This is a genomic window from Herbaspirillum sp. 1173 (genome assembly GCF_031455335.1).
GTDB classification, from domain to species: Bacteria; Pseudomonadota; Gammaproteobacteria; order Burkholderiales; family Burkholderiaceae_D; genus Herbaspirillum; species Herbaspirillum huttiense.
Map to the genome: position 1 here is coordinate 504,042 of NZ_JAVDSP010000003.1, position 23,174 is coordinate 527,215.

At 65.9% G+C, this 23,174-nt stretch carries 16 protein-coding genes; 4 read left to right on the forward strand and 12 right to left on the reverse strand.

What is annotated here, in order from left to right; genetic code table 11:
* Positions 1-79: 79 nt before the first annotated feature.
* From J2X56_RS14085 to J2X56_RS14100, 4 genes are all read left to right on the forward strand, one after another.
* The gene (locus J2X56_RS14085; protein ID WP_039788858.1) at positions 80-1,033 is read left to right on the forward strand and encodes a LysR family transcriptional regulator; all 954 of its coding nucleotides are present in this window, start codon (positions 80-82) and stop codon (positions 1,031-1,033) included.
* A 226-nt stretch (positions 1,034-1,259) separates the two neighbouring features.
* On the forward strand, positions 1,260-1,547 hold the full coding sequence (gene catC, locus J2X56_RS14090) for a muconolactone Delta-isomerase (protein ID WP_013233325.1): 288 nt from the start codon (positions 1,260-1,262) through the stop codon (positions 1,545-1,547).
* A 77-nt stretch (positions 1,548-1,624) separates the two neighbouring features.
* On the forward strand, positions 1,625-2,410 hold the full coding sequence (gene pcaD, locus J2X56_RS14095; protein WP_310160642.1) for a 3-oxoadipate enol-lactonase: 786 nt from the start codon (positions 1,625-1,627) through the stop codon (positions 2,408-2,410).
* A 111-nt stretch (positions 2,411-2,521) separates the two neighbouring features.
* Positions 2,522-2,815 carry a hypothetical protein gene (locus J2X56_RS14100; protein ID WP_134134656.1) on the forward strand — a complete coding sequence of 98 codons (294 nt, stop codon included), beginning with the start codon at positions 2,522-2,524 and terminating at the stop codon, positions 2,813-2,815.
* 59 nt (positions 2,816-2,874) lie between these two features.
* On the opposite strand, the gene J2X56_RS14105 is transcribed toward J2X56_RS14100, so the two are convergent.
* From J2X56_RS14105 to bcsQ, 12 genes are all read right to left on the reverse strand, one after another.
* On the reverse strand, positions 2,875-5,688 hold the full coding sequence (locus J2X56_RS14105) for an ATP-binding protein (protein WP_134134655.1): 2,814 nt from the start codon (positions 5,686-5,688) through the stop codon (positions 2,875-2,877).
* On the reverse strand, positions 5,688-6,413 hold the full coding sequence (locus tag J2X56_RS14110; RefSeq protein WP_134134653.1) for a hypothetical protein: 726 nt from the start codon (positions 6,411-6,413) through the stop codon (positions 5,688-5,690). The genes J2X56_RS14105 and J2X56_RS14110 overlap by 1 nt, the downstream gene beginning before the upstream one ends.
* Positions 6,406-7,743, reverse strand: a complete 1,338-nt coding sequence (locus tag J2X56_RS14115; RefSeq protein WP_134134651.1) for a hypothetical protein — start codon at positions 7,741-7,743, stop codon at positions 6,406-6,408. Before J2X56_RS14115 ends, J2X56_RS14110 begins: the two co-directional genes overlap by 8 nt.
* A gap of 200 nt (positions 7,744-7,943) precedes the next feature.
* The gene (locus J2X56_RS14120) at positions 7,944-9,107 is read right to left on the reverse strand and encodes an alginate O-acetyltransferase AlgX-related protein (protein ID WP_227022582.1); all 1,164 of its coding nucleotides are present in this window, start codon (positions 9,105-9,107) and stop codon (positions 7,944-7,946) included.
* 7 nt (positions 9,108-9,114) lie between these two features.
* Positions 9,115-10,545, reverse strand: a complete 1,431-nt coding sequence (locus J2X56_RS14125; RefSeq protein WP_204725074.1) for an MBOAT family protein — start codon at positions 10,543-10,545, stop codon at positions 9,115-9,117.
* A 45-nt stretch (positions 10,546-10,590) separates the two neighbouring features.
* Complete coding sequence (locus tag J2X56_RS14130; RefSeq protein ID WP_204725073.1) at positions 10,591-11,259, reverse strand: alginate O-acetyltransferase AlgF; 669 nt, start codon at positions 11,257-11,259, stop codon at positions 10,591-10,593.
* Positions 11,256-11,927 carry an SGNH/GDSL hydrolase family protein gene (locus tag J2X56_RS14135; protein ID WP_039788872.1) on the reverse strand — a complete coding sequence of 224 codons (672 nt, stop codon included), beginning with the start codon at positions 11,925-11,927 and terminating at the stop codon, positions 11,256-11,258. The genes J2X56_RS14130 and J2X56_RS14135 overlap by 4 nt, the downstream gene beginning before the upstream one ends.
* 33 nt (positions 11,928-11,960) lie before the next feature.
* Complete coding sequence (locus tag J2X56_RS14140; protein WP_310160643.1) at positions 11,961-15,998, reverse strand: cellulose synthase subunit BcsC-related outer membrane protein; 4,038 nt, start codon at positions 15,996-15,998, stop codon at positions 11,961-11,963.
* A complete protein-coding gene (gene bcsZ / locus J2X56_RS14145) occupies positions 15,974-17,191 on the reverse strand; it encodes a cellulose synthase complex periplasmic endoglucanase BcsZ (protein ID WP_134134648.1) in 1,218 nt (405 codons plus the stop codon). The genes J2X56_RS14140 and bcsZ overlap by 25 nt, the downstream gene beginning before the upstream one ends.
* Positions 17,184-19,460 (reverse strand): cellulose biosynthesis cyclic di-GMP-binding regulatory protein BcsB, encoded by a 2,277-nt coding sequence (gene bcsB, locus J2X56_RS14150; RefSeq protein WP_310160668.1) that lies wholly within the window; start codon positions 19,458-19,460, stop codon positions 17,184-17,186. Before bcsB ends, bcsZ begins: the two co-directional genes overlap by 8 nt.
* 29 nt (positions 19,461-19,489) lie before the next feature.
* Entirely contained in the window at positions 19,490-21,838 is a 2,349-nt protein-coding gene (bcsA, locus tag J2X56_RS14155) for a UDP-forming cellulose synthase catalytic subunit (RefSeq protein ID WP_121037987.1), read from the reverse strand.
* Positions 21,835-23,133, reverse strand: a complete 1,299-nt coding sequence (gene bcsQ, locus J2X56_RS14160; protein WP_121037984.1) for a cellulose biosynthesis protein BcsQ — start codon at positions 23,131-23,133, stop codon at positions 21,835-21,837. Before bcsQ ends, bcsA begins: the two co-directional genes overlap by 4 nt.
* Positions 23,134-23,174 lie beyond the last annotated feature (41 nt).

Consider the following 23,174-nt stretch of genomic DNA (forward strand, 5'->3'; position numbering starts at 1 on the left):
TTTTATATAGTTTATAAAGGCTCCTATAAAAATCAAAGGATTAGACATCATTAGTTTCTGTGAGATATGATTTTCGGCCATGGACATCAGACAACTGAAATACTTCGTGGCCGTGGCCAATACGCGCAACTTCACGCGCGCCTCGGAACAGCTGCACATTGCGCAGCCGCCACTGTCGCGCCAGATCCAGCTGCTGGAAGAAGAACTGGGCGTGCAGCTGATCCTGCGCAACAGCCGCCCGCTGCGCCTGACTGAAGCCGGCCGGGTGTTTTACGAGCAGGCGCTGCAGATTCTCAACCGGCTGGAGCAGTTGAAGAACGCCACCCAGCAGATCGGCCTGAACCAGCGCCAGACGCTGTCCATCGGCTTCGTCGCCTCCACGCTCTATGGCGGCCTGCCGGTGCTGGTGCGCAAGCTGCGCCAGCACTATCCGGAGGTGGACATCCAGTTGCTGGAGCTGACCTCGATGCAGCAGTTCGCCGCCCTCAAGTCGGGGCGCATCGATGTCGGTTTCGGGCGCATCCGCAGCAATGATGCGACGGTGGCGCGCATCGTCCTGCGCGAAGAAAAACTGGTGCTGGCCATCCCGCCCTCTTTCCCGCTGGCCGCCAGCCATCAGCGCGTGAGCCTCAAGGAAGTGCATGGGCAGAAGCTGATCGTCTATCCCAAGGAGCCGCGTCCCAGTTTCGCCGACCACATCCTGAGCCTGCTCAATGACCAGGACATCCACCCGGCTGAAGTGCACGAGGTGCGCGAGATCCAGACCGCGCTGGGCCTGGTGGCGGCCGAATCCGGACTGTGCCTGATCCCGGCCTCGGCGCGGCTGCGCAATGACCTGCATTACCGGCTCATCGACGATCCGCGCGCGACCTCCCCCATCATCCTCACGCATCGCATCAACGACAATGCCTGGTACATCGAGGCCATCAAGCAACTGGTGGCCGACATGTATGCCGAACGCCCGGCCTGGCTGGATATCGAGACCAGCTCCTTTCCGGCGACCGGTTTTCCGAATCCCGAACGGCGCGAGTGAGAGGCCATCACGATGCGCCCTCAGCGCTCATCCTGCGCGTAGTTGACGCGCAGCAAACCGTCTGCCCAAGTTGACAGTTGCCCGCACGGACGCCTACACTCGTTTGTGCGAACAAAGGATTTATGTTCGTTTATCGAACATCACGATTTCCCGCCCCGCGTTCACCATCGCGACCAGGGCGCGCGCTGCACGACATTCCACCCATAACGACAACGGAGCACACATCATGCTGTTCATGGTTCAAATGCAGGTCAACATTCCCGCCACGCTCGACAAGGCCGTGGCCGATCAGCTGAAGAAAGACGAGAAGGAGATGTCGCAGAAGCTGCAGCGCGAAGGCAAGTGGCGCGACCTGTGGCGCGTGGTCGGGCAGTATGCCAACGTGAGCATCTTCAACGTCTCCGGCAATGATGAGCTGCACAACATCCTGTCGGCCCTGCCGCTCTATCCCTTCATGACCATTTCGGTCACTCCGCTGACCCAGCATCCCTCGGCCATCGCGCAGATTGGCTGATTCCCGGCGTATCTGACGCTTTTTGATTCACACACGCCCGTCACCACCGTCCGGTGGCGCGGGCCAAGGATTTACTCATGCCCTTTGCAACCCTGAACGGAATCAAACTGCATTACCAGCTCGACGGCGACGCGGCCCTGCCGGTGCTGGTGCTGTCCAATTCGCTGGGGACTTCGCTGGCGATGTGGGATCCGCAGATTCCCGAACTGAGCAAGCATTTCCGCGTGCTGCGTTATGACACGCGCGGCCACGGCCAGTCCGAGGTCACGCCCGGTCCTTACACGATTGCCCAACTCGGCAGCGACGTCATCGCCCTGCTCGACCAGCTCGACATCAAGCAAGCGCATTTCTGCGGTCTCTCCATGGGCGGCAGCACCTTCATGTGGCTGGCGGTGCATCATCCGGACCGCGTGGCCAAGCTCATCCTCTGCAATACCGGTGCCAAGATCGGCACGCCCGAGGCCTGGAACAGCCGCATCGAGACCGTGCAGCGTGATGGCCTGTCGGCCATTGCCGCTGCGGTCGTTTCACGCTGGCTCACGCCCGAGTATGCCGAACAGCATCCGGAGCAGGTGCAGGCATTGACGGCCATGCTGCTGGCCACGCCGGCGGAGGGCTATGCAGGCGCTTGCGCAGCGGTGCGCGACAATGATCTGCGGGAAGCGATTGCGGGCATCCGCGCGCCCACGCTGGTGATTGCCGGCAGCGGCGACGTGCCGACGCCACCGGCCGATGCGCAGTTCATGCGTGCCACCATTCCGGGTGCGCTGTATGTGGAATTTGATGCGGCCCACATCTCCAACCAGCAACAGCCACGCGCCTTCTCGCAGGCGGTGGTGCAGTTCCTGACCGAAGCGGCCTGAGAGCGGGAGCCCCGGCAAGGGGTGAACGGGGAGCGCTTGTGTGAGCTTTGCAGGAGGCCACTATAATGGCGGCCATGTGAATTTTTGATAGTGTCTGATCAACGCACTCACATGGTCTCCTGTTACGAAATTACCGCCGAATCTTCCCCGTTCACCTTTCTGGTCTGGTGTGCGGCCAATGACGCACAATGGTTCGTCAGTGGCGTGGAAATCCGTCATAGCACCATCGGCAAACTCTTCCCCAAACGTTCCCTGCCGGGCCGCTACTCTTCGCGGCCGCTGGCCCTGGCGCGCGGCATTCACTGGTGCGAATCGGTGGCCTATCAGTTGCTGGAAGCCGATGTGCCGGAGGTGCCGGAGGAATTCCTGCCACCGCAGACGCGGATCATTCGCGAGATGCGCTGACAAGAAAGCCGGCATGACGCCGGCCTTCTTTCGTTTTCCCTGCCAGTGCCTGACCGCGTTCAGGCATCCAGCCGCAAGCGCCGCTGCAGCACGCCGATGGGCGGCGCCCAGCGGGCCTCGCGCGGTTTCTTCGAGGTGACCAGCGTAATGTCGGCCGGCTCGAAGACTTCGACGTTGTGCGTGATCGGCGTGGTCAGCACGTATTGCGCGCGGGTCGATTTCAGGAAGTTGCCGACCAGCTGGATGTTGCGCACATCGAGGTGGGCAAAGGGTTCGTCGATGAAGACGAAACCGCCCGGCATGTCGTCATCCTTCAACAGCCCCACCAGCAGGATCAGCGACTTGATGACCTGCTGGCCACCGGACGCTTCGCCATCGTTCAGGCCGATCTCGCCCTTGCCGTCGAAGTTGAAGCTGACCTTCAGTTCAGCCTGGCGCAGGATGGTGTCGTCATTGTCCAGATGCGGCAGATCGGCGCTGACCACCACCCCGGCCAGGGCACCAAGGTCGACGATGTTCTTGCGATAGCGGCGTACCGTCGCGCGCAACACGTCGATGTAGCGTTCACGCGCATTGCCGACGGCTTCCTCGGCCTGGTGATTGCTGATCTTGCGCGAATCCAGTTCGTTGCGCTGGTTGCCGACCGTGCCCTGCATGATGAGGTGCTTGTCTTCGACCGTGCCATCCTTTTCCCAGTGGCCGGTTTCCAGTTCGTTTTCGACGGAGGCCATGCGCAGCTCGGCCTGCTTGGCGTTGCTGTATTTCTCGTAGAGCGCCTGCACCGTCGCAGTCGCAATCCAGTGCGCAGGGAAGCGGCCCTTCTGCGCACGCGAGGCCAGCGCACGGGCGCGCTGCTCATCGTGACGCACGCGCCAGTCACGCTCCTGCCCCGCAAGATCGCCTTCGCTATCGCGCAGGCGGCGCTGCAGAGCATCGAGCTTGCCATCGAGGATGGTGCGCTGTTCGATGGCGTCCGCGTACTGGGCATCAAACTGACTCCAACGTTCACTCGCCGCCACGCGCGCGGCCTTCAGTGCGGGCAACTGACGGCGCGCCTGTTCGAACTCTTCACTTCGCTTCGCCAGCGCCTCTGCTGCGAGGTGGCCCTCGGTGGCTTTTTTGGCGGCGTCGAGCTGGCGCTTGACTTCGCTTTGCTTCAGGACGATGTCGGTCAACTGTTCGTCCAGCGTGGCCAGGCGCTTCTGGATCGAGGCCTGGCGCGCGGCCATGGCGGCCGCACCGAACTGGTAATCGCCCGGATCGCGCCACACGCTGCGCCCGCCCCGGCCATCGCGCCAGTAGGCTTGCGGCGTGATCCATTCGCCACCACTGCTTGCGCCTTCGACCGTATCGGCCACGCGGCGGATCTGCGCCAGTTGGCGCAGCAGCCAGGACGGAGCTTTGGCCGAGAAGCGCAACACCGCCAACAGGCTTTCTGCGGGCGGCTGCGAGGTCGCCGTGGCGGCATCGGAGACCACGTAATGGCGATAGCGCTCACGCTCGGCCAGCGCCATGGCGGCGGCTTCATCCTTGGGATCATCCAGCACCACCACCCAGCACGAGGCGCGCAAGACGCCTTCGGCGGCGGCACGCCACTGGTCGTCCGCAATCTCGATCACATCGGCCAGCAGGTGATGGGCGATGCCGGCCTGGCGCAAGGCCCGCGTGAATTGCTGCACGTCATTCGGGCGCGGGGCCTGGCGTTGTCCGGTCAGGCGGTCCAGCGCGCCGCTGGCGTCCTTGCGTTGCTGCTCCAGGTCACGCCAGCGATCGTGCAGCGTGCTCTTCTGCTGTTCCAGTTCTTCCACGCGGGCCAGCAATTGCGTGGCATCGCCTTCCACCGCGGACAGGGCCAGCAGTTCATCGGCCTGCTTGACCAGTTCTTCCACCGGCTTCTCGGCATCGCGCGCCTTTTGCTGGGCTTGCTGGGCTTCCGCCTTGTCGCGTTCCAGCGCAGTCACCTTCTCGCGTGCCGCCTGTTGCTGCGTCAGCAGGGACGACAGCTGCAAGGTATCGCTGCTGCGCTGGCGGCGCAGGTGATTGTGATGCAGGCGCTGGCGATGCAGTTCGCGCAGGCGCGTGGCCGTGCCTTGGCGCTCTTCGTGCCAGCGCAAGACCGGAATGACTTCGGTGGCCAGCGTCTCGCGCTCGCGCAGCTTGCCCTGATAGGTGCGATACAGCGTGACGCGGCTGTCCAGCTGCGCCAGTTGCGCTTCGCTGTAGGCCAGTTCCTGTTCGGCCAGGGTCACCTCGGCGGCCAGGTCACGTTGATGGCGACGGGCTTCTTCGTAACGGTCCAGCACTTCCTGGTCGCCGAACACTTCGAACACCAGGCGCAGCAATTCCTTGGGCGAGAATTCGCACAGGCGGTCGGTCTGGCCCTGCTCCAGCGCCAGCACGCGCGCAATCGCGCGCGACAGGCCGGCGCCTTCCAGGCGCTTGCGCCAGTGGTCCAGGCCCAGCCAATCCTTTTCGGGCAATTGCGCCAGGGTTTCGATGGCGACGTCGCCATCGCTCATGCAGTAGCGGCGCTGCCAGTCACCGCCGTTGCGCTCGATGCGGCAGGCCAGCGTGACCTGATCGGCATAGAGCAGGTTGCGCGCGAACGGACGGGTGGAGGTCTGGCGGCCATGCGGACGGTTGTCCACCGTGGCGCGCAGCCAGGTGGTGTCGGCGTTGGCGTGGCGGGCGTAGGTCTTGTAGCTGCGCCCGCCCGAGCAATCCAGGCCCAGCAGGGTACGCATGGCGTCCAGCAGCGTGGTCTTGCCGGACCCGTTGGGGCCGGCGATGGTGATGATGGAACCGTCCAGGGGCAGCGTCAGGCGCTGGCAATAATCCCACTGCAGCAGTTCCAGCGATTGCAGGTGGAACATCAGGCGTCTCCCTCTTCGGATGATTCATCGGCAGCAGCGTCGGCATCAGCCTGCGCCTCTGGCGCAGTGCCCGCTTCGTCGCGTGCCGTGGCGCGTGCCAGCACGTCGCCCAAGGCGCCATCGAGGATGCGCGGCGCCAGGGCATCGTAGTCCAGCAGCAGATCCAGCAAGGGGCCTTCGGCGATGTCGACGCCCCGGCGCACGATGAAGCCGTGGGCTTCCAGGCGGCGCAGGTTGGTATCCATGCGCGTCTTCTTGCCGAGCTGGTTGCCGAAGTCGGCCAGCAGCGCCGTGTAGGACACCACCGGGCTGACCTCGGCGGCGGTCGGCATGGGCTTGTCGGTGTGGAACATCTCGTCCTGCTGCTGGGCATCGTCACCGGCGGCGCGCGCCGACTGGCGTTCGCGCTTGGGCAGCACGATCAGCGCCCACAGCACCACCAGCAGCGAGATGGCATCGCGCGGCAGGTCAAGGTTGTTGTTGGCATTCATGCCGGCCTCACCGAAAACGGCCGATTCGGCCGGGCGCACCAGCGCCACGCTGATGTGATCGGCGTGGATGTTGTCCACCAGACGCAGGCCAACCTGGGCCAGGCGGTCCTGCAGGGCTTGCCACAGGTCGGCATCAATCAGGGCGCGGCGCACGCGCGGGTGCTTGCGGGGCAGCCAGCGGCGCGCCAGCAGTTCGGCGGCCAACAGGCCGGCCTCGTCTAGGGTCTCACTCATTCGGTCTTTCCCGGGATGGATCTGGATGGACGGCCCCGGCGCTCATGGCGGCGACATCGGGGTCATCGACTTTGTCGACACGCGGCAGGAAGCCGGCTTGCCAAGGCAGGCGCGCCAGGTCGCCGGTCTGCCCTTGCAGGGTGCGCGCCTGGGCGTCCCCCAGCAGCGGCAGCAATTGCAGGCGATACGCGGCCTTGCCGAAGCTGCCGCCCAGTACCACCGAGGTCAGTGGCTGCGGTTGCAATTCGGTGGCGTCCTCGCCTTCCGGCAGGGCCCCCAGGCGTGTCAGTTGTTCAATCAGTTCGCCCAGCTCGACCGGCATGCGCAGCGCTTCGATCTTGCCTTCCACGGCCTGGGCCGGAGGCGGCAAGCCTTGCTGGCGCTGGGTATCGGGACGGTCGCGCTCGAATTCGCCTTCGGCCACATCCAGCAATTCGTGGCCGCTGACGAAGACCGGCTTCACACCGATGGACAGCGCCTCCCCCATCAGCGAAGACAAGTCAGCATGCGATTGCAGCCAGCGCCGCACGTCCGAGCTGGTCACGCCGGTGCTGCCGAGGGTGACGCGCTGGCGGTCGGCCTGCTGCAGGGCGCGGGTGAACTGGCTGGCCATGGTCAGCAGGCGCGCCTGGCCGTTGCCGAGCGCACGCGCTTCGCGTTCCAGGCGGGCGTCGGCATGTTCGCTGCGGATCAGGGCGGTCAGCGCTTCACCGGCGCGATTGACCAGCTTCAGGGCGCGTTCGAATCGCGGCTGGGCCTGGCGCAGCAAGGCTTCCGAACCGCTGGCAATGGCATCGGCGAACTGGTCGTGCAGGCGCGCCAATTGCGCATGCAGGTGGCGGATCTGGCTGGCGTCGGACAGGCCCAGTGCCTGGGCACCGGCCACTTGCGCCAGCAGCGCGGCCATCTCGTCATCCTCGCCGACGGCGCGCGTGAGCGGGGCCAGCAGGGCTTGCACCTGCTGGGCAATGGGCGAGAGCTGGTAATCCTGGCCGGTGGCGTCCCAGACCAGCAGGCCCAGATCGCGCAGGCGCTTCAGGGCGGCTTCCATGGCCTCGGGCTTCAGGGCGTAGAACAGCTGGTTCAGGTCCTCGCGCTGCAGGCGGCCCTGCGGCTGCGCCGCCAGTTCGAGAAACATCCAGATGCGCAGGCGCGCAGCAGCCTGGCCACCGGAGACCAGGCCGCGCAGCGCGTCCAGCACGTCCAGCCGCTGGCCCAGGCCCCAGGCCAGGGGCGCTTCGGCGGCTTGCGAAGGATCGCGGAAGTAGCTCTCGAAGGAGCCGGAGTCATGCTCGTCCGCAAGGGGAGCGGGGTCGAATTCTTCTGTCAATTTGTCGTGGAGGTTGACCAGGCAGTGCCTGGATCCTGCCCGGTCGGTGGGCGGACCGGCAAGTTTAGCAGGCCCGGGGACCTGCCTCCAGCAAAGCGGAGGGCGGCACACATGAAAATGCGCCGGAAAGGAAATGATTTATTGCATTAATGCAACGTTAATGCCCGTTGAGACAGCATTAACGCCAGCTTAATGATCGATCAGCGGGCCAGCGAGATCGCTTCGTAGGGCGTCTGCAGGTCGCGCTCGGGGATTTCCCAGACCACCAGCTTGGGCGGCGTCTGGATGAAAGCGGGATTGGCGAAGTAATCGCGGGCGCTGCCGGAGAACTTGCCGCCATCCTTGGCGAAGCTGCCGATCTTCGCGCCCAGCGCCATCTGCAGGAAGCCGACGAAGCTGGAATTACGCGAAAAGGAGGTCCCGATCAGGGCCACGTTGGGCAACTGGCTGTCGCCCAGCAGATCGTCGAGATCATCGCCGCCCTTGGCGGTGGCGCCCTGCCCTGTGGCGGCCGCTTCGGTGAAGACGGTGGCGGCCACGCTTTCCGGCGTGGGTTGCCAGCGCAGCGGCAGCCAGTCCAGTCCGGCCAGGTGCACCAGGTCGCCGGGACGCTGCGCCAGCTTGCCCGGCTGGACGGTATAGGCCTGCTGCGGCGTGGCCTGCACGCCAGCGGCCGTGATGCGCGCGGCGATGGCCTGCGCGGCGGCGTTCGCGCCGGTCTCGTTCCAGTGGGTATCGGTGTGCAGGTAGGCCGAAGCACCGAGTGGTGCCAGCGCAGGGGCGAGGTCGATGGCGGCCACGCCATCCTGGTTCAGTTCGCTCACCCATTGCGCGGCGCGCGCATTCAATTCGGCCGGACGCGTGAGGCCGCACAAGGCGCTGGCGGCGATGCGGCTCTTGTCCGGCACCACCGCCACCAGCAGGCCGATGCCACGTTGGGCCAGCGCCTGCCGGATGGCCAGCACTGCGGCGCGCTTGGTCTGCGCGTTGGCTTGTGCGTGGCGATTGACCTGCAATTCTTCGGCCAGGAACAGCCAGCCGGGGCAGCCGGTGCGCACGCGCGGGCCGGTATCGCCCAGCAGCAGCCAGCTGCCGGCACGCTCCAGTTTGGCGGCCTGGTCCGGCAGCCAGGCGTTGGAAAGCTGCTTGGCCAGTTGATGCGTCAGCTCGCCATGCAAGGCGTCGTCGCGCGTCCAGCTGGCGGGCAGCCAGTCGATCTTGCCGGCGTACACCAGCCAGCCGCAGGAGATCAATCCTGCACACAGCACGGCGGCCAGCGCGGCACCGGCCCAACGGCTGGCCCGGCGCGCCATGGCGCTGGGCTCAGGAGGCGTATGTGCAGCATGAACGGGGGGCGTGCTCATCGTCGGCTCAGAACTGGAAGTAAAGGAAAGGCACGGTTTCGCGGCTGGCGATCAGTGCAAAGGAGAGCAGGAAGGCGGCGATCGGCCACGCCCGCACGAACCAGAGATAGTGTGCGCGTTCGCCCCAGCGCGCCTCCAGTGCCGCCTGCCACAGCGGGGCGACGATCCAGAACAAACCCAGCAGCACGGCCAGCGCCTGCACCGGCCGCAGCATCACGGCCAGCGCATCGCTCAGGCCGGTGCCATGCAAGCCGAACTGGCCCGCATACATCGTGGCAGCGGTGGCGAAATCAGGCGCGCGGAACAAGGTCCAGGCCAGGCACACGAACAGCAGCGTCAAGCCATGGGCCAGCCACGAAGGAATGGAAGGCAACGAAGAGCGCGACCACGCGCGGTCGATGCACAGCGCCACGCCATGCGCCGAGCCCCACAGCAAATAATTCCAGCTGTCGCCGCCATGCCAGAGACCGGCGATGGCCATGGTCAGGAACAGGTTGCGATAAGTCTTCCAGACGCCGTGGCGATTGCCGCCCAGGCCGATGTAGAGATAATCGCGCAGCCAGCTGGAGAGCGAGATGTGCCAGCGCCGCCAGAAATCCTGGATGCTGCCGGCCAGATAGGGATGATTGAAGTTCTCCGGGAAGTGGAAGCCCAGCATCAAACCGAGGCCGATGGCCATGGCGCTGTAGCCGGAGAAATCGAAGAACAGTTGCATCGAATACGCCAGGCATCCGATCCAGGCATCGACCAGGGTCGGATGCTCCAGGTGGAAGGCCGCATCCACCAGGGGCGACAGCGTATCGGCCACCAGCACCTTCATGGCCATGCCGACCATGAAGCGGCGCGCACCCAGCGAGAAATTTTCCCGATTGAACCAGCGCTCGCGCAACTCGCGCTGTACCCAGTCGTAACGGATGATGGGGCCGGCAATCGAGTGGCCGAACATGGAGATGTAGGTGGCGTAATTGATGAAGCTGCGCTCCACCGCCACCGTGCGCCGGTGCACATCCACCAGATAGGAAATCGCCTGCAGCACGATGAAGGACAGGCCCGCCGGCAGCGCCACCTTCTGCCACACCAGCGGCATGGCGCCGTAGTGCTGCATCAGATCGCTCACGGTGGCAGCGACGATGTTGGCGTACTTGTACCAGACCAGTACCGCCGTATTGAAGACCACCAGCGCGATCAGCAGCACGGGACGGCGCAGACTGCCCTGCCCTTCTTCACGCGCACGGGCGCGATCCACCAGCAGGCCGCCAACCCAGGCCACGATGGTCAGCACCACGTGCAGGGACAGGAACAGCGGACTGAGCCAGCCATAGAACAGCCAGCTGCCCGCCAGCAGCACGCCATTGCGTGCGCGCTGCGGCACCAGGGCATAGACCAGCAGGAACAGCGGCAGGAACAGCGTCAGGAATTCAAGCGAGGCAAAGACCATGGCGTGGTGCAGTCGGCGTCAGTCAGCGTAAGTCAGCGTCAAGAATCAGTTGGCCAGCTTGTCAGTCGCGGCCAGCAGGCGCGGACCGCTGGCCGAGGGCAGCAGCAGGACGCTGTAGCGCTCGCCTGCCTTCAACTCACCCAGGTCCAGCACCGGGCCGGTATTGGCCCCGCCGCAGACCAGCTGCACCGACAGCTTGACCGGATTGATGGAACGGCGCTGCAGGCTGCCTTGCGCCACGCCCTTGAACAGGTCGGCAGTGCGGCCGGCCGGACGCAGGGCTGCAGCGGCACAGGAAGCATCGAGATTGAAGAAGGCCAGCGAGGCCTTCAGGCCATTGAAGTCATCCGGATTGTCCTGCACGGTGACCTGGCGGATGCCCTTGGGATCAGGCAGCACCACCACCGTGGCGAACTCGCCCGGCTTGGCCTGCACGCCCAGCTCCAGGCTCTTGCCCGCCACCGTCAGCGTGCCCTTGATGGTGGACTTGGCCTGCACCGGGAAGAAGGACGAGACCGGCTTGGCCGCGTCCAGTTTCAGCGGCGGCTGGCCCTTCTGGGCCACCACTTGCAGCGCGTCCGGCGTGGCGTTGATGAAACGGATGAAGGCGGCATCCTCGGCCGGGCCGGTCGGATACAGCGGAATGTCAGCGGCCATCACCCCCGCACAGCCCAGCAGGGCCGCGCTCGCGGTCAGTGCGCGCAGCACGCTCATTTCTTGGCTCCCTTGGCGCTCACGGCAGCGGCCGGCAGCTTGCCCAGCGCATCGCCGATGGCCGAACCCCAGGACTTGTAGCCGGCCACTGTGAAGTGCTGGCCATCGGTGGTGATCCATTGGCCCGGCTTGGACATGGCCAGCGAATCAATGTAGGTGCAAGGTGCCACGTTGGCAGCCAGGAACTGCGACATCAGCTGGGTGCGCGCATCGTTCTTCTGATACATGCCGCCAGCCTTGCCCCAGGCCGGTCCGACCCAGGCGCACTTGGTGCCGGTGGCGGCAATCGCCTTGGTCAGGCTGGTCACGCTTTGCCAGGCCCAGGCCTTGGGGAAGGCCGGCTTGTCGTAGGAGGCCATGGTGTCGCCGATGACCAGCACCACCAGGTCCGGCTTGTCCTTGGCGATCAGTTCGGCGATGGGCGTGGTGCTGGCATCGCGGCCCTTGATCTGGATCTTGCCGTTGTCGATCTGCTCGGCACCGCAGTCGACCTTCTTGGTGGTCAGCCAGTCGCCGGCGCTGGCACCGCAGGCGCCGATGGAGTGGACCTTGGCGCCCATCTGGACCAGCTTGGCATTGAGGGGTTCGGTGAGGTGGTCGGCCAGGCTCATATGGCTTTCGCCCAGGACCAGGATACTCAGACCAGCGAGAATGGATGCAGCTGCCATGGCAATCTCTCTATCAAAAAATGTTCAGTCAAATCAGTTGGAGTACGGCGAACGATACGGGCTGACCGGCAAGGTCAGGAAACTGCCCTGCATGTCCTCCAGGGTATAGCGCAGGTACATGGCGACATTGAGTTCGCGGAAGTCGCTCGAATTGTTCAGGCGCAGCGTACCGCCCACAAACAGACGCGGCGCAAAGCGGTATTCGCCGCTGCCTTCCAGGCTGTAGCCGATGCCGGTCTTGGTCTGCTGCCCGTAGGTCTTGCCGCTGGCCGCTTGCAGGGCGGCATCCGTGGGGAAGTAATCCGCGCCGTCCTGGCGGAAGTACTGCACACCGGCCGAGCCCTTGAGCTGGAAGCTGAAACGGTCGCTGCGCTTGGCCCAGGTCACCGGCACGCCCAGTCCCAGATAGGCCTGCGGGCTGAAGTAACCGCCGTGGCCATAGGTATAGAAGTTCTGGTTGTTGGCGTAGCTGATGAGGGTGGCGGAGACACCGGCCGTCATCTTCTCGTCGTTGCCGTTGGCCAGGTACTGGTAGGCACCGCCGCCCAGTTCCACACGCGTGTTGGATTCGACGTTGCGGCCCATCAGGCTGTGCAGGGCACCGTAGGCATAGACGCCGGTCTGGGCATCATCCGAACTCATCTCGGCACGGCCGCCGTTGGCGGTCACGCCGCCCCAGGAACGGCCGATGCGCGGGTCGGTGCTGCCGGCAAACGAGGTGATGCTGTCGTTGACGGCACGGCGCGACACCGTCACGCCGAAGCGGTTGGTGCTGCTGCCGCCGAGCGGCTGCTCCACGCTCACGCCACCGACCACGTTGGGATACTTGAAACCGCTGGGTGTCGTGCCGATGTCGGCCTTGATGCCGTCGTCAGGACGCTCGTAGGCTACCGCCACGCCCACGCCGCTGGCGCTCTGCTTGCCCACGCCGGTGGCACTGGAACCGCCACCGCCGAAGCGGCTGGCGGCCTCGTCGGTCATGGTGCCGCCATCCAGCGAGACCGGCGTGATACGCACGGCCACGCGGTCATTGCCGACCGGCATGTTCACTTCCAGCGGGGCTTCGATATCGTTGATGCGGCTCAGGCCCGATTCGCTGGCATTGCCGCGCACCACCACGCCTTGCGTGACGTAGGGGCTGCGCGCCTGCAGGATGTCGTTGAGGGCGCGCTGCGCCGGCGTGAGGTTGTCCGCCGGCAGGCCTTGCTGGCCCTGCAGCGCCAGCAAGGCGCGCTGGGCGGCGGTGGCCGCACCCGGCAAAGCGGTGGCAGGTGCCGCACCTTGCTGCGCATAAGCGCCCGCCCTGCCCGGCTGGGTGGTCTGGACCATCTGCGCCGGAGCCGGCGATGCATTGCTGAACACCGGACCGAGCGCCGGGCCATAGGCCACCGCAGGCGCGGCCTGCGACGCCGCCACACGCGCGTTGGCCGGGGTCGGCAACACATCGGCCGCCGCCGGTGCGGAAGCCGTCATCATCGCCGGACGCAGCATGGTCTCGGCAGGCGGCGGGATGGCAGCCACATTCTCGTTGCCCGGCAGGCGACGCTGGGTACGGAAGGGGTTGATGGCCGGATCGAAACCATTACCCTGGGCCATCAGGCTGCGCTGGCGCGCCGAGTTTTCAATGGCCACCGCCTTGCGCAACAGTGCCGTGGCTTCGCCGGTCTTGCCCAGCGCACGATAGATGCGTGCGGCTTCGGTCAGGGTGGTGGGATCGCTGCTTTCCAGTTTGTTGAACTGATCCAGCAGGCGCAGGGCATAGGCATTGTCGTGCGCCTGCATGGCGGTATCGGCCGCGCCCAGCAACACCGTGACGTCGCGCGGATTGCGTTCGGCCAGTGGTTTGTAGAGCGCCAGTGCGCGGGCATTGTCGCCGGCCGCATTGAACATGCGGGCCAGTGCCGAGAGCGCACCGATATCGGTGGGCCGCTGTGACAGCGCGGGGGCCAGCGTGTCGTAGGCCGCCGCCAGGTCGCCACCTTCGCGCAGGCGTTCGGCCTGGCGCACGCGGTAGAGGAAACGCACATCGTCGTATTGCTTGCGCGTGGCCACGTCCATGTTCTGGTTCTGCAAGGCCGTGAGTACGCTGTAGACCTGCGCATCCTCACCGGCCCTGAGCAGCACCGACGCGTATTGCAGGCGCGTAGCGGCGCTCGGCGTGGCCGGCGGCGCAATCAGCGGCTGCATCAGCGCCAGCGCACGCGGGGTATCGCCCGCATCGACATAGGCCGAGGCCAGCGTGCCGGTGCGCTCGGCATTGCCGGCCGCTTCGGGCTGCACGCGATCCAGCAGCGCCAGGGCTTCCTGGCGCTGGCCGGTCTTGACCAGCTCGCTCGCATGGCCGACCTGGATGGTCAGCGTGACCTGGCGATACAGATCGGTCATCGGTGCGGTACGACGGGCCTCCGGGATGCGGCGCAGGGTGTCGAGCGCATCCTGCCATTGCTCCATCTCCGCCGACAGCAAGGCGCTGGCGTAGAGCGCGTCGACGTTGTCGCGATGCTCGCGGGTGAAGTCATCGATGGTCACGCGCGCCTGGCGCGACTGGCCGGCCTTGATGTAGAGGCGCGCCAGGTCGAAGGTGGTCCAGACGTTGTCGGGATCGTTGCGCACCGCTTCGCGCCGGGCGTCCAGTGCGGCATTGAGATCGCCACGCTGTTCGGCCAGGTTGGCTTGCTGGGTCGCACGCAGGGCGCGCAGGCGGCCCTGGTCGCCGAACTCGGCCTGTTGTTGCGGGGTGAGCTTGTCGAGCAGGCGCAGCGCTTCATCGGCTTGCCCGGTCTGCGAGAGCACATTCACCAGACCGCGAATCGCACCGACCTGTGCCGGCTGCACCGCCAGTACCTGGCGATAGTGCGCCGTGGCGGCCTCGAACTGGCCGGCCGTGGCTTCGATATCGGCGATGGCGACCAGGCCATCGGTGTTCTTCGGATCCAGGCGCAGCGCCTGGGTCAGCGCATCCTGCGCCTGGCGGGTCTGGCCGCGCGCCTGCAGTTCGCGGCCACGCTGGATCAGCAGCCAGTAGCGCACGCTGTCGAGCGCCTTCTTCCAGCCGATGCCACCCTTCGCTACGGCGCGCGCCAGCAGCGGTTCGGCATCGGCCAGACGGTTCTGCTGCTGGCGCACCACACCCAGGCCACCGAGTGCATCGGTTTCATCGGGATGGCTGGAGAGGCGTTCCTGGAAAGCCTTTTCGGCTTCCTGCAGATCGCCCTTCTCCAAGGCCTGCAGGCCGCGCGAGAGCACCGTCGGGGTCTGCGTGCCGGCGACCTGCGAGCGGCCCTTGGCCAGCAGGTCGCGGATGTCCTTGTCGTCCGGATGGACCTTGAGGAATTCTTCAAACAGCGGGGCCTGCGCCGGACTCGGCGGGCCCAGCCAGGTCAGCGCCAGCCGCCAGCTTTCATCGGCGTCGCCGCCGATGTCGGTCTGCTTGCTCAGGCGCGAGAGCACACGGATGCCTTCCACCCGGCTGTCTTCATGGCGCGCCAGCTGCTTGCCATAGAACAGCGCCAGGATGCTGTCCTCGGGGGTTTCGCGCAGCAGGCGCTCCATGCCCTTGCGCGCTTCCGGCCAGCTGGCATCGTTGAAGGCCAGATTGTTGTAGTACTCGCGGCCGACCGTGCCCGAGGGCGTCAGGCCATTGAACATCTTGCGGAAGGTGTCGGTGGCGCGGTCACGCTCGCCGGCATCCACCAGGCGGCGGGCTTCGGCCAGCAGGGCCTGGTTTTCAGGGCGGGCCAGGGCGATGTCCTGCATCAGCTGGGCGGCTTGCCAGGGTTGCGGCGAGAGCGCCTGCAGCCGTTCCAGATACGCATTGGCCTGCTGCGGCCGGTTCTGCTTCACGCCGATCAGGCCCATGCCGTACAGCGCGTTGACCTGCGATTTGTCCAGCTGCAGCACCTTCTGCCAGACCTCGGCGGCGCGCTGGTTGTTGTTGCGCGCCTGCCAGTACTGGCCCTGCTCCACCAGCTGGGCCTGCAGGTCCGTCGGCGCAGCCAGGGCCGGGGCCAGGGGTGCGCCCAGGAGCGCGGCCAGCACTCCGATGGCTAGCGTGGTACGGCGCGTGCGCATGACTTCTCCCAAGACAAATTGAGCGTTCCGTCGTCGCGGAACTGATATCGCTGCTCGGCCCATCCGAGGCCGAACAGGCCGAGCATGACGTTGTAATACAGAATTTCCGGTTGCGCACTGGGCTGGGCCAGTCCGCTCTCCAGCTGTTGTGCGGCGCGCGCCTGCCATTGCGCGGCCAGGGTATTTTCGCCCTTGGCCTGCAGATACGGCACCAACGCCGCGCCAAACCCGAACGGCCCCTGCCCTTCGACGGCACCACTGGTCACGGCCACCTTCTCCGGCGCGATGCCGGTGGCGACGATGCGCTGGCGCATGCCATCCAGGGCGGCCAGCAGCGGTGCGGCCTGCGGGTCACGCGGCGAGGTCATGCCGGCCCACAGGTAGACGCGGATGGCGTCATAGCTGCCCAGTTCGCCCTTGGCCGGATCAACCATGAACTGGCCGGCCTGCGCCGCCGTCATCTTGTAGCCGACCCAATCCGCCACGAAACCCTTGGGGCTGGTGGCCTGGATCATGCGCACGGTGTTGGTGGCGATCTGCTGCCAGGGGCCCTTGGGGCGCTCCTTGTGCAAACGGCGCAGCAGCGGCAGCGGCAGGTAACTCGGATTGAGCGTCCAGGCCTGGCTGCCCTGGCTGAAACCCTGCGGTCCCGGCAAGACCATCTTGCCCAGGCCCGGCAGGTCCACCACGAGGCGCGCTTCGATGCTGTCGAGCAGACGCACTGCATCGCTGCGATAAGTCGGGCGCTGCCACAGGCGCGCCGCTTCCAGCAGCGCGTAGGCAATCCACAGATCGGCATCCGATGCGGAATTGGCGTCCTGCAATTGCCACTTGCCATCGGCACCCTGCCCCCACAGCCAGCCCGGCAGGCGGTTGGCGGCATCGGGCGCCATCATGTTGTCGCGCGTCCAGCTCCAGATCTGGTCAAAGCGTTGCGGATCATTGGCGATCAGCGACAGCAGCAGGTTGTAGGACTGGCCTTCGGACGTGGTGTGATTGGGCAGCAGGCTGGAGTGCAGGACCCGGCCATCGGGCTGCACGTGACTGCCGGCCCAGGATTGCCAGGCCGGCCAGTCAACTGTCGCGCAGGCGGCCGGCGCGGCGCTGGCGGCCGCACCGGCACCACTGAGCGCGAGTGCGGCCACCACCTTCAACAGGCTGCGTCGCAGAGGCTGGAACGGCAGGTCAGGCATTGAGACGCTTTCTCGCCTTGGCGCGCAGGGTCAGGTAAGCCAGGCCGCCGAGCATCAGGATGCCGCCGGCAATCAGCACGAACATGGCCAGCACGTGGCGCGACAGCCACCAGCGCAGCATGCGCAGCGGCGACATGCTGCCGACGAAATAATTTTCTTCGGCCAGCAGCGGATCGATGGTGGTGCCGCGCACTGCCACCAGGCTGCCCTGGATGGTTTCGGCTTCCGGGTCCTTGCTGGCCATGGCATCGAGGATCTGCTGCAGGCCGGAGGCATCGCCACCGGCCAGCACCACCACGCTGCGGCCACTGTCGAGGGGCGACTCGAAACCGGTCAGGTAAGAGGTCGGCTCGCCCCCCGAGAAGGCCAGTGCCAGCCGCGCACGGCGCTTGGCCTGGTCCTCGTCATCGATCTGCAGCCAGCTGCGCACGCGCAGGGCCAGATCGGCCACCTGGAAGCGCTGCTTGTCTCCGGTCACCACCGCCGGCAGGCGATCGGCCCATTGCTTGAGCAGCGGCTGATTCTGCCCCGAGGCCAGCACCAGCAGGTCGCGCGAGGCCACCTTGTCGAGCTGGGCGGCCTGGGTCACGGCCACGCCGGTCGCCGGATAGCCGGTGGCGCTGCCGAAGCGGCCCAGCAGCGTCAGGTAGGCCGAGAGATCATCGGGCGTGGCATTGTCGGGCAGTACCACCGCCGACTCCGACAGATCGGCCATGCGCGTGAAGGGGAACCCGGCATCCTTGAACACGCCCAGATTGGGCATGGCCATGAAGTGATCGTAGCCGCGCAGGTCGATGGTGGATTCGGGATCGATGCTGCCGCGCACGTTGTCGATGATGACGTCCTGGCATTCGCCCTGCTTGACGAAATCGTACATGTAGCGCAGCTGCAGACGCGATTGCGGACCGGCCAGGTTCAGCGGCAGGCGCACGTTCATCTCGCGGGTCAGCGCGTCATCCTTGATGGCGGCCAGCAGGCTCTTGTCCAGCTGGTCGTGCGGCAGCAGGACGTCGGCCTTGATCAGGCCATCATTCAGGCTGACCATGAAGGACGAATTGGACGACTTGGGCTGCGGCGTATAGCGATACACCAGTTTCAGCTTTGCGCCATCCTGTCGCCAGCTGGAGAGCGCGGGCGGGAAGTTGAGCGGAATGGTGATCTCGCCCGGGTTGTAGCCGGAGACATTGAGGCGCTTGGGATCGATCAGCTCGGAGAGTTTCACCGGACGATCGGTAGGCAGCCAGTTGGGCGCGTCATACGGCTGGCGCGGAGTCAGCGGCTGCAGCTTGTCGACCACCACCGAACTGCCCGCCAGGCCCTTGCCGCCCAGCGTCAGGGCAGCGGCGGCCTGCTTGAGTTCGGCGATGTTGCGGCCGGAGACGATCAGCAATTTGCCATTGGCATCATTCGGATTGGCCTGCACGGTCAGGGTCGGCCCCTTGGGCGCGGCCACGGCCACACCGGCCACCGTGGTGGCGGCCTCGCCGGCCACCATCAGCACGGCATTGCCGCGCTGGGGCAAGGTGTTGGTCTGTACCGGGAAGCGCGCACCGCGATAGGCGGCCAGCGCGCCGAACCAGGACGACAGCGACCCTGCCGCTTCCAGCGTGCCGTTGTCGGGCGTGCCGGCAAAGATGAAGGGCAGGTTCAGCATGCGGATGTCGCGCCGGTCGAAGAAGGGTACGGGCATCAGCGCCAGGTCATCCTTCTGCGGCAGCGCCGTGGTCTGCAGGTCCAGCGTGGAGCCGTTGGCCACGCGCGTCCACAGGCTGGAATGCAAGGGATCCTCGCAACCCATCGTGTAGTGGCCGATGAACTGCAGGCTCAGGCGGTTGAATTCGGTAATCAGCTTGGCCGGGATGTCGACCTTGGCGGTCTGCATGCTGCCGGAGTTTTCCTTGGGCAGCGGGATGCTGCCGGCCACGACGTCGTTGACCATCACGTTGATCTGCGACAGGTCCGGCAACAGCGCGGGCGAATATGTGTAATACAGGGTCACGTGCGCACCGGTGGCCACCAGCGAGACCGGCACGTCGAAGTTGAGACTGTCGGTGGCATCCACGCCATGCAGGTTCATCGAACCGTTGCGGCCCAGCTGCTTGAAGGTGAACACGTAAGGATCGCCGGCCATCGGGATCGGTGCCGGCAGACCGGGCGTGGCCGTGGCTGCCGGAGTCGCGGGGGTGGCCGCCAGTGCCGGCAGCGGCAGGCTGCCTGCCGTCATCACGGCCGCCAGCATCAGGCACAGGGAGCGCTGGCGCAAGGGCATCCGTTGCGCTTGAGACTGCTTCGTTTTCATTATTGTTTTTCCAGAGTGTTATCGGTAACGGGCACAGTGGCTGCCGCCACTGCCGAGGGGGCTGCAGCGGGTGCCGGCGCGCGGCGTTGCGCACGCCGGCTGCGCATCAGGATCAGGGTCGCCTTGAACAATTGCCGTACGCCATTCATGCCGATGCCGGCGACTTCACGCAAGGCTTTGAGCGGTGTATCGGGACGGCTCTTGCCCCAGTTGTTGTCCCAGATGTCGGCGCGCGAGAAGGTCAGGCGCACCAGTTCGCTTTGCTGGCGCAGCGACAGTTCGTGGAACTGCGCACCGACCATGTCGTTGCGGCTGAACACCACCATTGCCGGGAACACCTTCTCCTGCGCATTGCGCATCATCGAGACTTCGATGCGTGCATTGCGTGCGATGCTGACGCCGGCAGGCAGGCGCAGGCCAATGCCCTTCTGCGAGAAGTCCAGGGTCTTGCCGTCGATGATGCTGCCGTCGTCGAGCTTGATGCGTACCGGCAGTTCGGCGGTCACGCGCGGCTCGCTGCGCACCTGGCGGGTTTCGGAAGCGACCGCCATGGCGGCGCTGCTGATGATGACGTTGTAGAGCGTCCAGGCCATGTTGATGAGGATGGTGGTGACCGCATTCGGATCACCATGGATCAGTTGCCAGATGCCGAAGCCCAGTCCGGCCACGTTCAGCCCCAGCAGCACCATGTAGGGCCGCGCCAGCTTCCAGTCGAAGTGGTCATCGGTGATGATGCCGCCCTTGTCGGTGACGTTGAAGCCGCCCAGCTTGGGGTTCACCAGCGCCAGCAGCACCGGCCCCAGGATGTACCAGGCCAGCACGGTCTCGTAGACCTCGTTCCAGAAAGAATGGCGGAAGCGTCCCTGGATGCGCGAGTTGGTCAGGCTGGCGTGCAGCACGTGGGGCAGCACGTAGGCCGTGATCATCAGCGCCGAGGCCTGGAAGATGTGGGCGCCGAAGAACAGGTACGTCAATGGCGCAGTCAGGAAGATCAGGCGCGGCAGGCCATAGAAGAAGTGCAGCATGGCGTTGAGGTAGCACAGTCGCTGGCCCAGACGCAGCCCCCTGCCCTTGAGCGGATTGTCGACGCGGAAGATTTGCGCCATGCCGCGCGCCCAGCGCACGCGCTGGCGGATGTGGCGCGCCAGGTTCTCGGTGGCCAGGCCGGCGGCCTGGGGGATGGCGAGATAGGCGGTGTTGTAGCCGGCACGGTTCATCTTCAGCGCGGTGTGCGCATCTTCGGTCAGGGTCTCGGTGGCGATGCCGCCGATTTCCATCAACGCGGTACGGCGCATGACGGCGCAGGAGCCGCAGAAGAAGGCGGCATTCCACAGGTCATTGCCATCCTGCACCAGGCCATAGAACAGCTCGCCCTCGTTGGGTACCGAGCGGAAGGTATTGAGGTTCTTCTCGAAGGGATCGGGCGAGAAGAAGAAGTGCGGGGTCTGCAGCATGGCCAGCTTGGGGTCCTTGTAGAACCAGCCCATGCAGATCTGCAGGAAGGAACGGGTCGGCACGTGGTCGGCATCGAAGATGGCCACGAATTCGCCGTCGGTGACCTTGAGCGCCTCGTTGAGGTTGCCGGCCTTGGCGTGCTTGTTGTCGGAGCGCACCAGGTAGTTCACGCCGATGTTGTCGCAGAACTCGCGGAATTCTTCGCGGCGGCCATCATCGAGCACGTGCACGCGCAGCTTGTCCTGCGGCCAGTCGATGGCCTGCGCGGCGAAGATGGTGAGCGAGACGATGTCCAGCGATTCGTTGTACGAGGGAATGAAGACATCCACCGTCGGCCATTGCGCCGGCGGCATGGTCAGCATCTGCGGCTTGCGGCGCAGCGGCCAGGCGGTCTGCAGGTAGCCCAGCGTCAGCACCAGCAGCGAATACAGTTCGGCCGCCAGCAGTCCGTAGCCGAAGCAGATGTCCAGCCAGCTTTCAAAGGCCAGCGTGGAACTGATGCGCCAGTACATGTAGCGCATCGACACCGTCAGCGAGAGCGTGATCAGCACCAGCACCGGGAACCGTCCCGACTGCTTGCGCAGCACCAGCGCGGCGACGAAGCAGCCGATGGCGAAGACGCATTGGGCGGCGAAGTCCAGCGGTACCGAAATGATCAGCAACGCCAGCATCGTGGCAAACAGCAGCACGGCCCATTGCACCAGACGGCGGGGCCCGCGCGGCAAGCCTTCGAGGCGCGCGCCGACGGTCTGCATCCATTGCTGCAGGCGGTTGGCCGATGGCCGTGCCGAGGGCTCCTGTCCTGGCGGATGCGGTGACAGCGTGGCGGCGGCAGGCAGGTCGGACGGGGCTGGCGACTGCGATGGCGAGGGAGCCTGGGATCCGGTCGTCATGCGCGTGCACCCGTAGCGACGGCTTTGGCGACAGCGGCGCGCAGCACCTCGCTCACGCCCTGCAACTGCTCATAGGCCGGCGAGTGGCCGTCCTTGACCAGCGGATTGAAGCCATAGGCCAGGCCTTCGCTGATGGCGTGATCGAGCGCGATCACCCCAGCCAGGCGCGGACCCATCCAGCGCTTGAGCACTTCCAGCATGTCCTGGCTGAAACTGCGGCTGGCATCGTATTTGTTGACCACATAGCGGCAGTTGTTGCGGCCATGCAGGACCTGGCGCATGTGTTCCAGCGCCAGGAAAGAACCGGCGTCGGGCGTCACCACCGCCAGCACCTGGTCGGCGGCCCGCAGGGCCTGGTCGAGATAGGCGGTCTGTCCGGCCGGCAGGTCCAGCAGCACCACGTCGCCCGCCTGCAGCTGCAGGGCGTGCAACTGGCGCAGCAGCCATTGGCCATCCTCGGCCATCTGCTGGGCCAGCGCAGCTTCGCCAGCGCCGGCCACCAGGGTGTGGCTGACCACCTGCGTGCCGGCCATGCCGGCGGCCAGGCCACTGCGCCAATCTGCGGCAGCGGCCGCTGCAGCAACGGCGTCGGCACTCACGCCCAGGTGGTATTGCAAGGCATTCTGCGGATCCAGGTCGATGGCGATCACGCGGCCATGGCGCGCCAGGCTGCAGGCAAGGGCCGAGCACAGGGTGGTCTTTCCGACCCCGCCCTTGGGCGAGACTACGGCAATCACTTGTGCGGGCGTCGTGGGGGGCAGGGCCACGCCGGACTGGCCGGCGTCGTCATTGTTGGCGCGCTGCAGGGCTTCGCGCTGGCGCGCGGCCTCGCCCAGCATCGAACGCAACAGGGTGGGTACGCCAGGGCCATGGGGCGCCGACGGGCTGATCTGGCTGACCGGCGCCGGGTTCGGGGAGGTAACAGGCGCCTGCACGGACAGGGACGGTGCAAGTCTGGCGACAGGAGCGACAGGGGCGACGGGGACGGCGGCAGGCGCAGCAACGACAGGCGCTTCAACGACCGGCTCGCTGACCGGCTCGGTCAGCGGCTCGATCACAGGCTCAATGCGCTGGGAGGAGGAAAGCGAAGGCGGGTCCAGCAGCGGCACCACCGCGCTGGCCGCCACGACCGGTGCCGGTTCGGCCTTCACGTCCGCCGCGGCCGGCTGCGCAACCACCAGCGGCGCCTTGGGCTTGCGGACCGGCTCCTTGTAGTTGATGGCGGCCTCGATTTCGAGATACCCATCCACCGTCGCCCCGAACTTGCTCAGCAAGTTGGAGATATCGTTTCCCATGCTTGACTCCCTGCCCTGTCCTGACGGCGGCGGCTTTTGAC

What these genes read in the sequence shown, in the direction of transcription:
- J2X56_RS14120 (WP_227022582.1), bottom strand. Translation starts at nt 9,107, where the DNA reads ATGAGCACGCCCCCCGTTCATGCTGCACATACGCCTCCTGAGCCCAGC.
- catC (WP_013233325.1), top strand. Translation starts at nt 1,260, where the DNA reads ATGCTGTTCATGGTTCAAATGCAGGTCAACATTCCCGCCACGCTCGAC.
- J2X56_RS14085 (WP_039788858.1), top strand. Translation starts at nt 80, where the DNA reads ATGGACATCAGACAACTGAAATACTTCGTGGCCGTGGCCAATACGCGC.
- J2X56_RS14125 (WP_204725074.1), bottom strand. Translation starts at nt 10,545, where the DNA reads ATGGTCTTTGCCTCGCTTGAATTCCTGACGCTGTTCCTGCCGCTGTTC.
- bcsA (WP_121037987.1), bottom strand. Translation starts at nt 21,838, where the DNA reads ATGACGACCGGATCCCAGGCTCCCTCGCCATCGCAGTCGCCAGCCCCG.
- J2X56_RS14110 (WP_134134653.1), bottom strand. Translation starts at nt 6,413, where the DNA reads ATGAGTGAGACCCTAGACGAGGCCGGCCTGTTGGCCGCCGAACTGCTG.
- J2X56_RS14100 (WP_134134656.1), top strand. Translation starts at nt 2,522, where the DNA reads ATGGTCTCCTGTTACGAAATTACCGCCGAATCTTCCCCGTTCACCTTT.
- pcaD (WP_310160642.1), top strand. Translation starts at nt 1,625, where the DNA reads ATGCCCTTTGCAACCCTGAACGGAATCAAACTGCATTACCAGCTCGAC.
- J2X56_RS14105 (WP_134134655.1), bottom strand. Translation starts at nt 5,688, where the DNA reads ATGTTCCACCTGCAATCGCTGGAACTGCTGCAGTGGGATTATTGCCAG.
- bcsQ (WP_121037984.1), bottom strand. Translation starts at nt 23,133, where the DNA reads ATGGGAAACGATATCTCCAACTTGCTGAGCAAGTTCGGGGCGACGGTG.
- J2X56_RS14130 (WP_204725073.1), bottom strand. Translation starts at nt 11,259, where the DNA reads ATGAGCGTGCTGCGCGCACTGACCGCGAGCGCGGCCCTGCTGGGCTGT.
- J2X56_RS14140 (WP_310160643.1), bottom strand. Translation starts at nt 15,998, where the DNA reads ATGCGCACGCGCCGTACCACGCTAGCCATCGGAGTGCTGGCCGCGCTC.
- bcsB (WP_310160668.1), bottom strand. Translation starts at nt 19,460, where the DNA reads ATGCCCTTGCGCCAGCGCTCCCTGTGCCTGATGCTGGCGGCCGTGATG.
- J2X56_RS14135 (WP_039788872.1), bottom strand. Translation starts at nt 11,927, where the DNA reads ATGGCAGCTGCATCCATTCTCGCTGGTCTGAGTATCCTGGTCCTGGGC.
- bcsZ (WP_134134648.1), bottom strand. Translation starts at nt 17,191, where the DNA reads ATGCCTGACCTGCCGTTCCAGCCTCTGCGACGCAGCCTGTTGAAGGTG.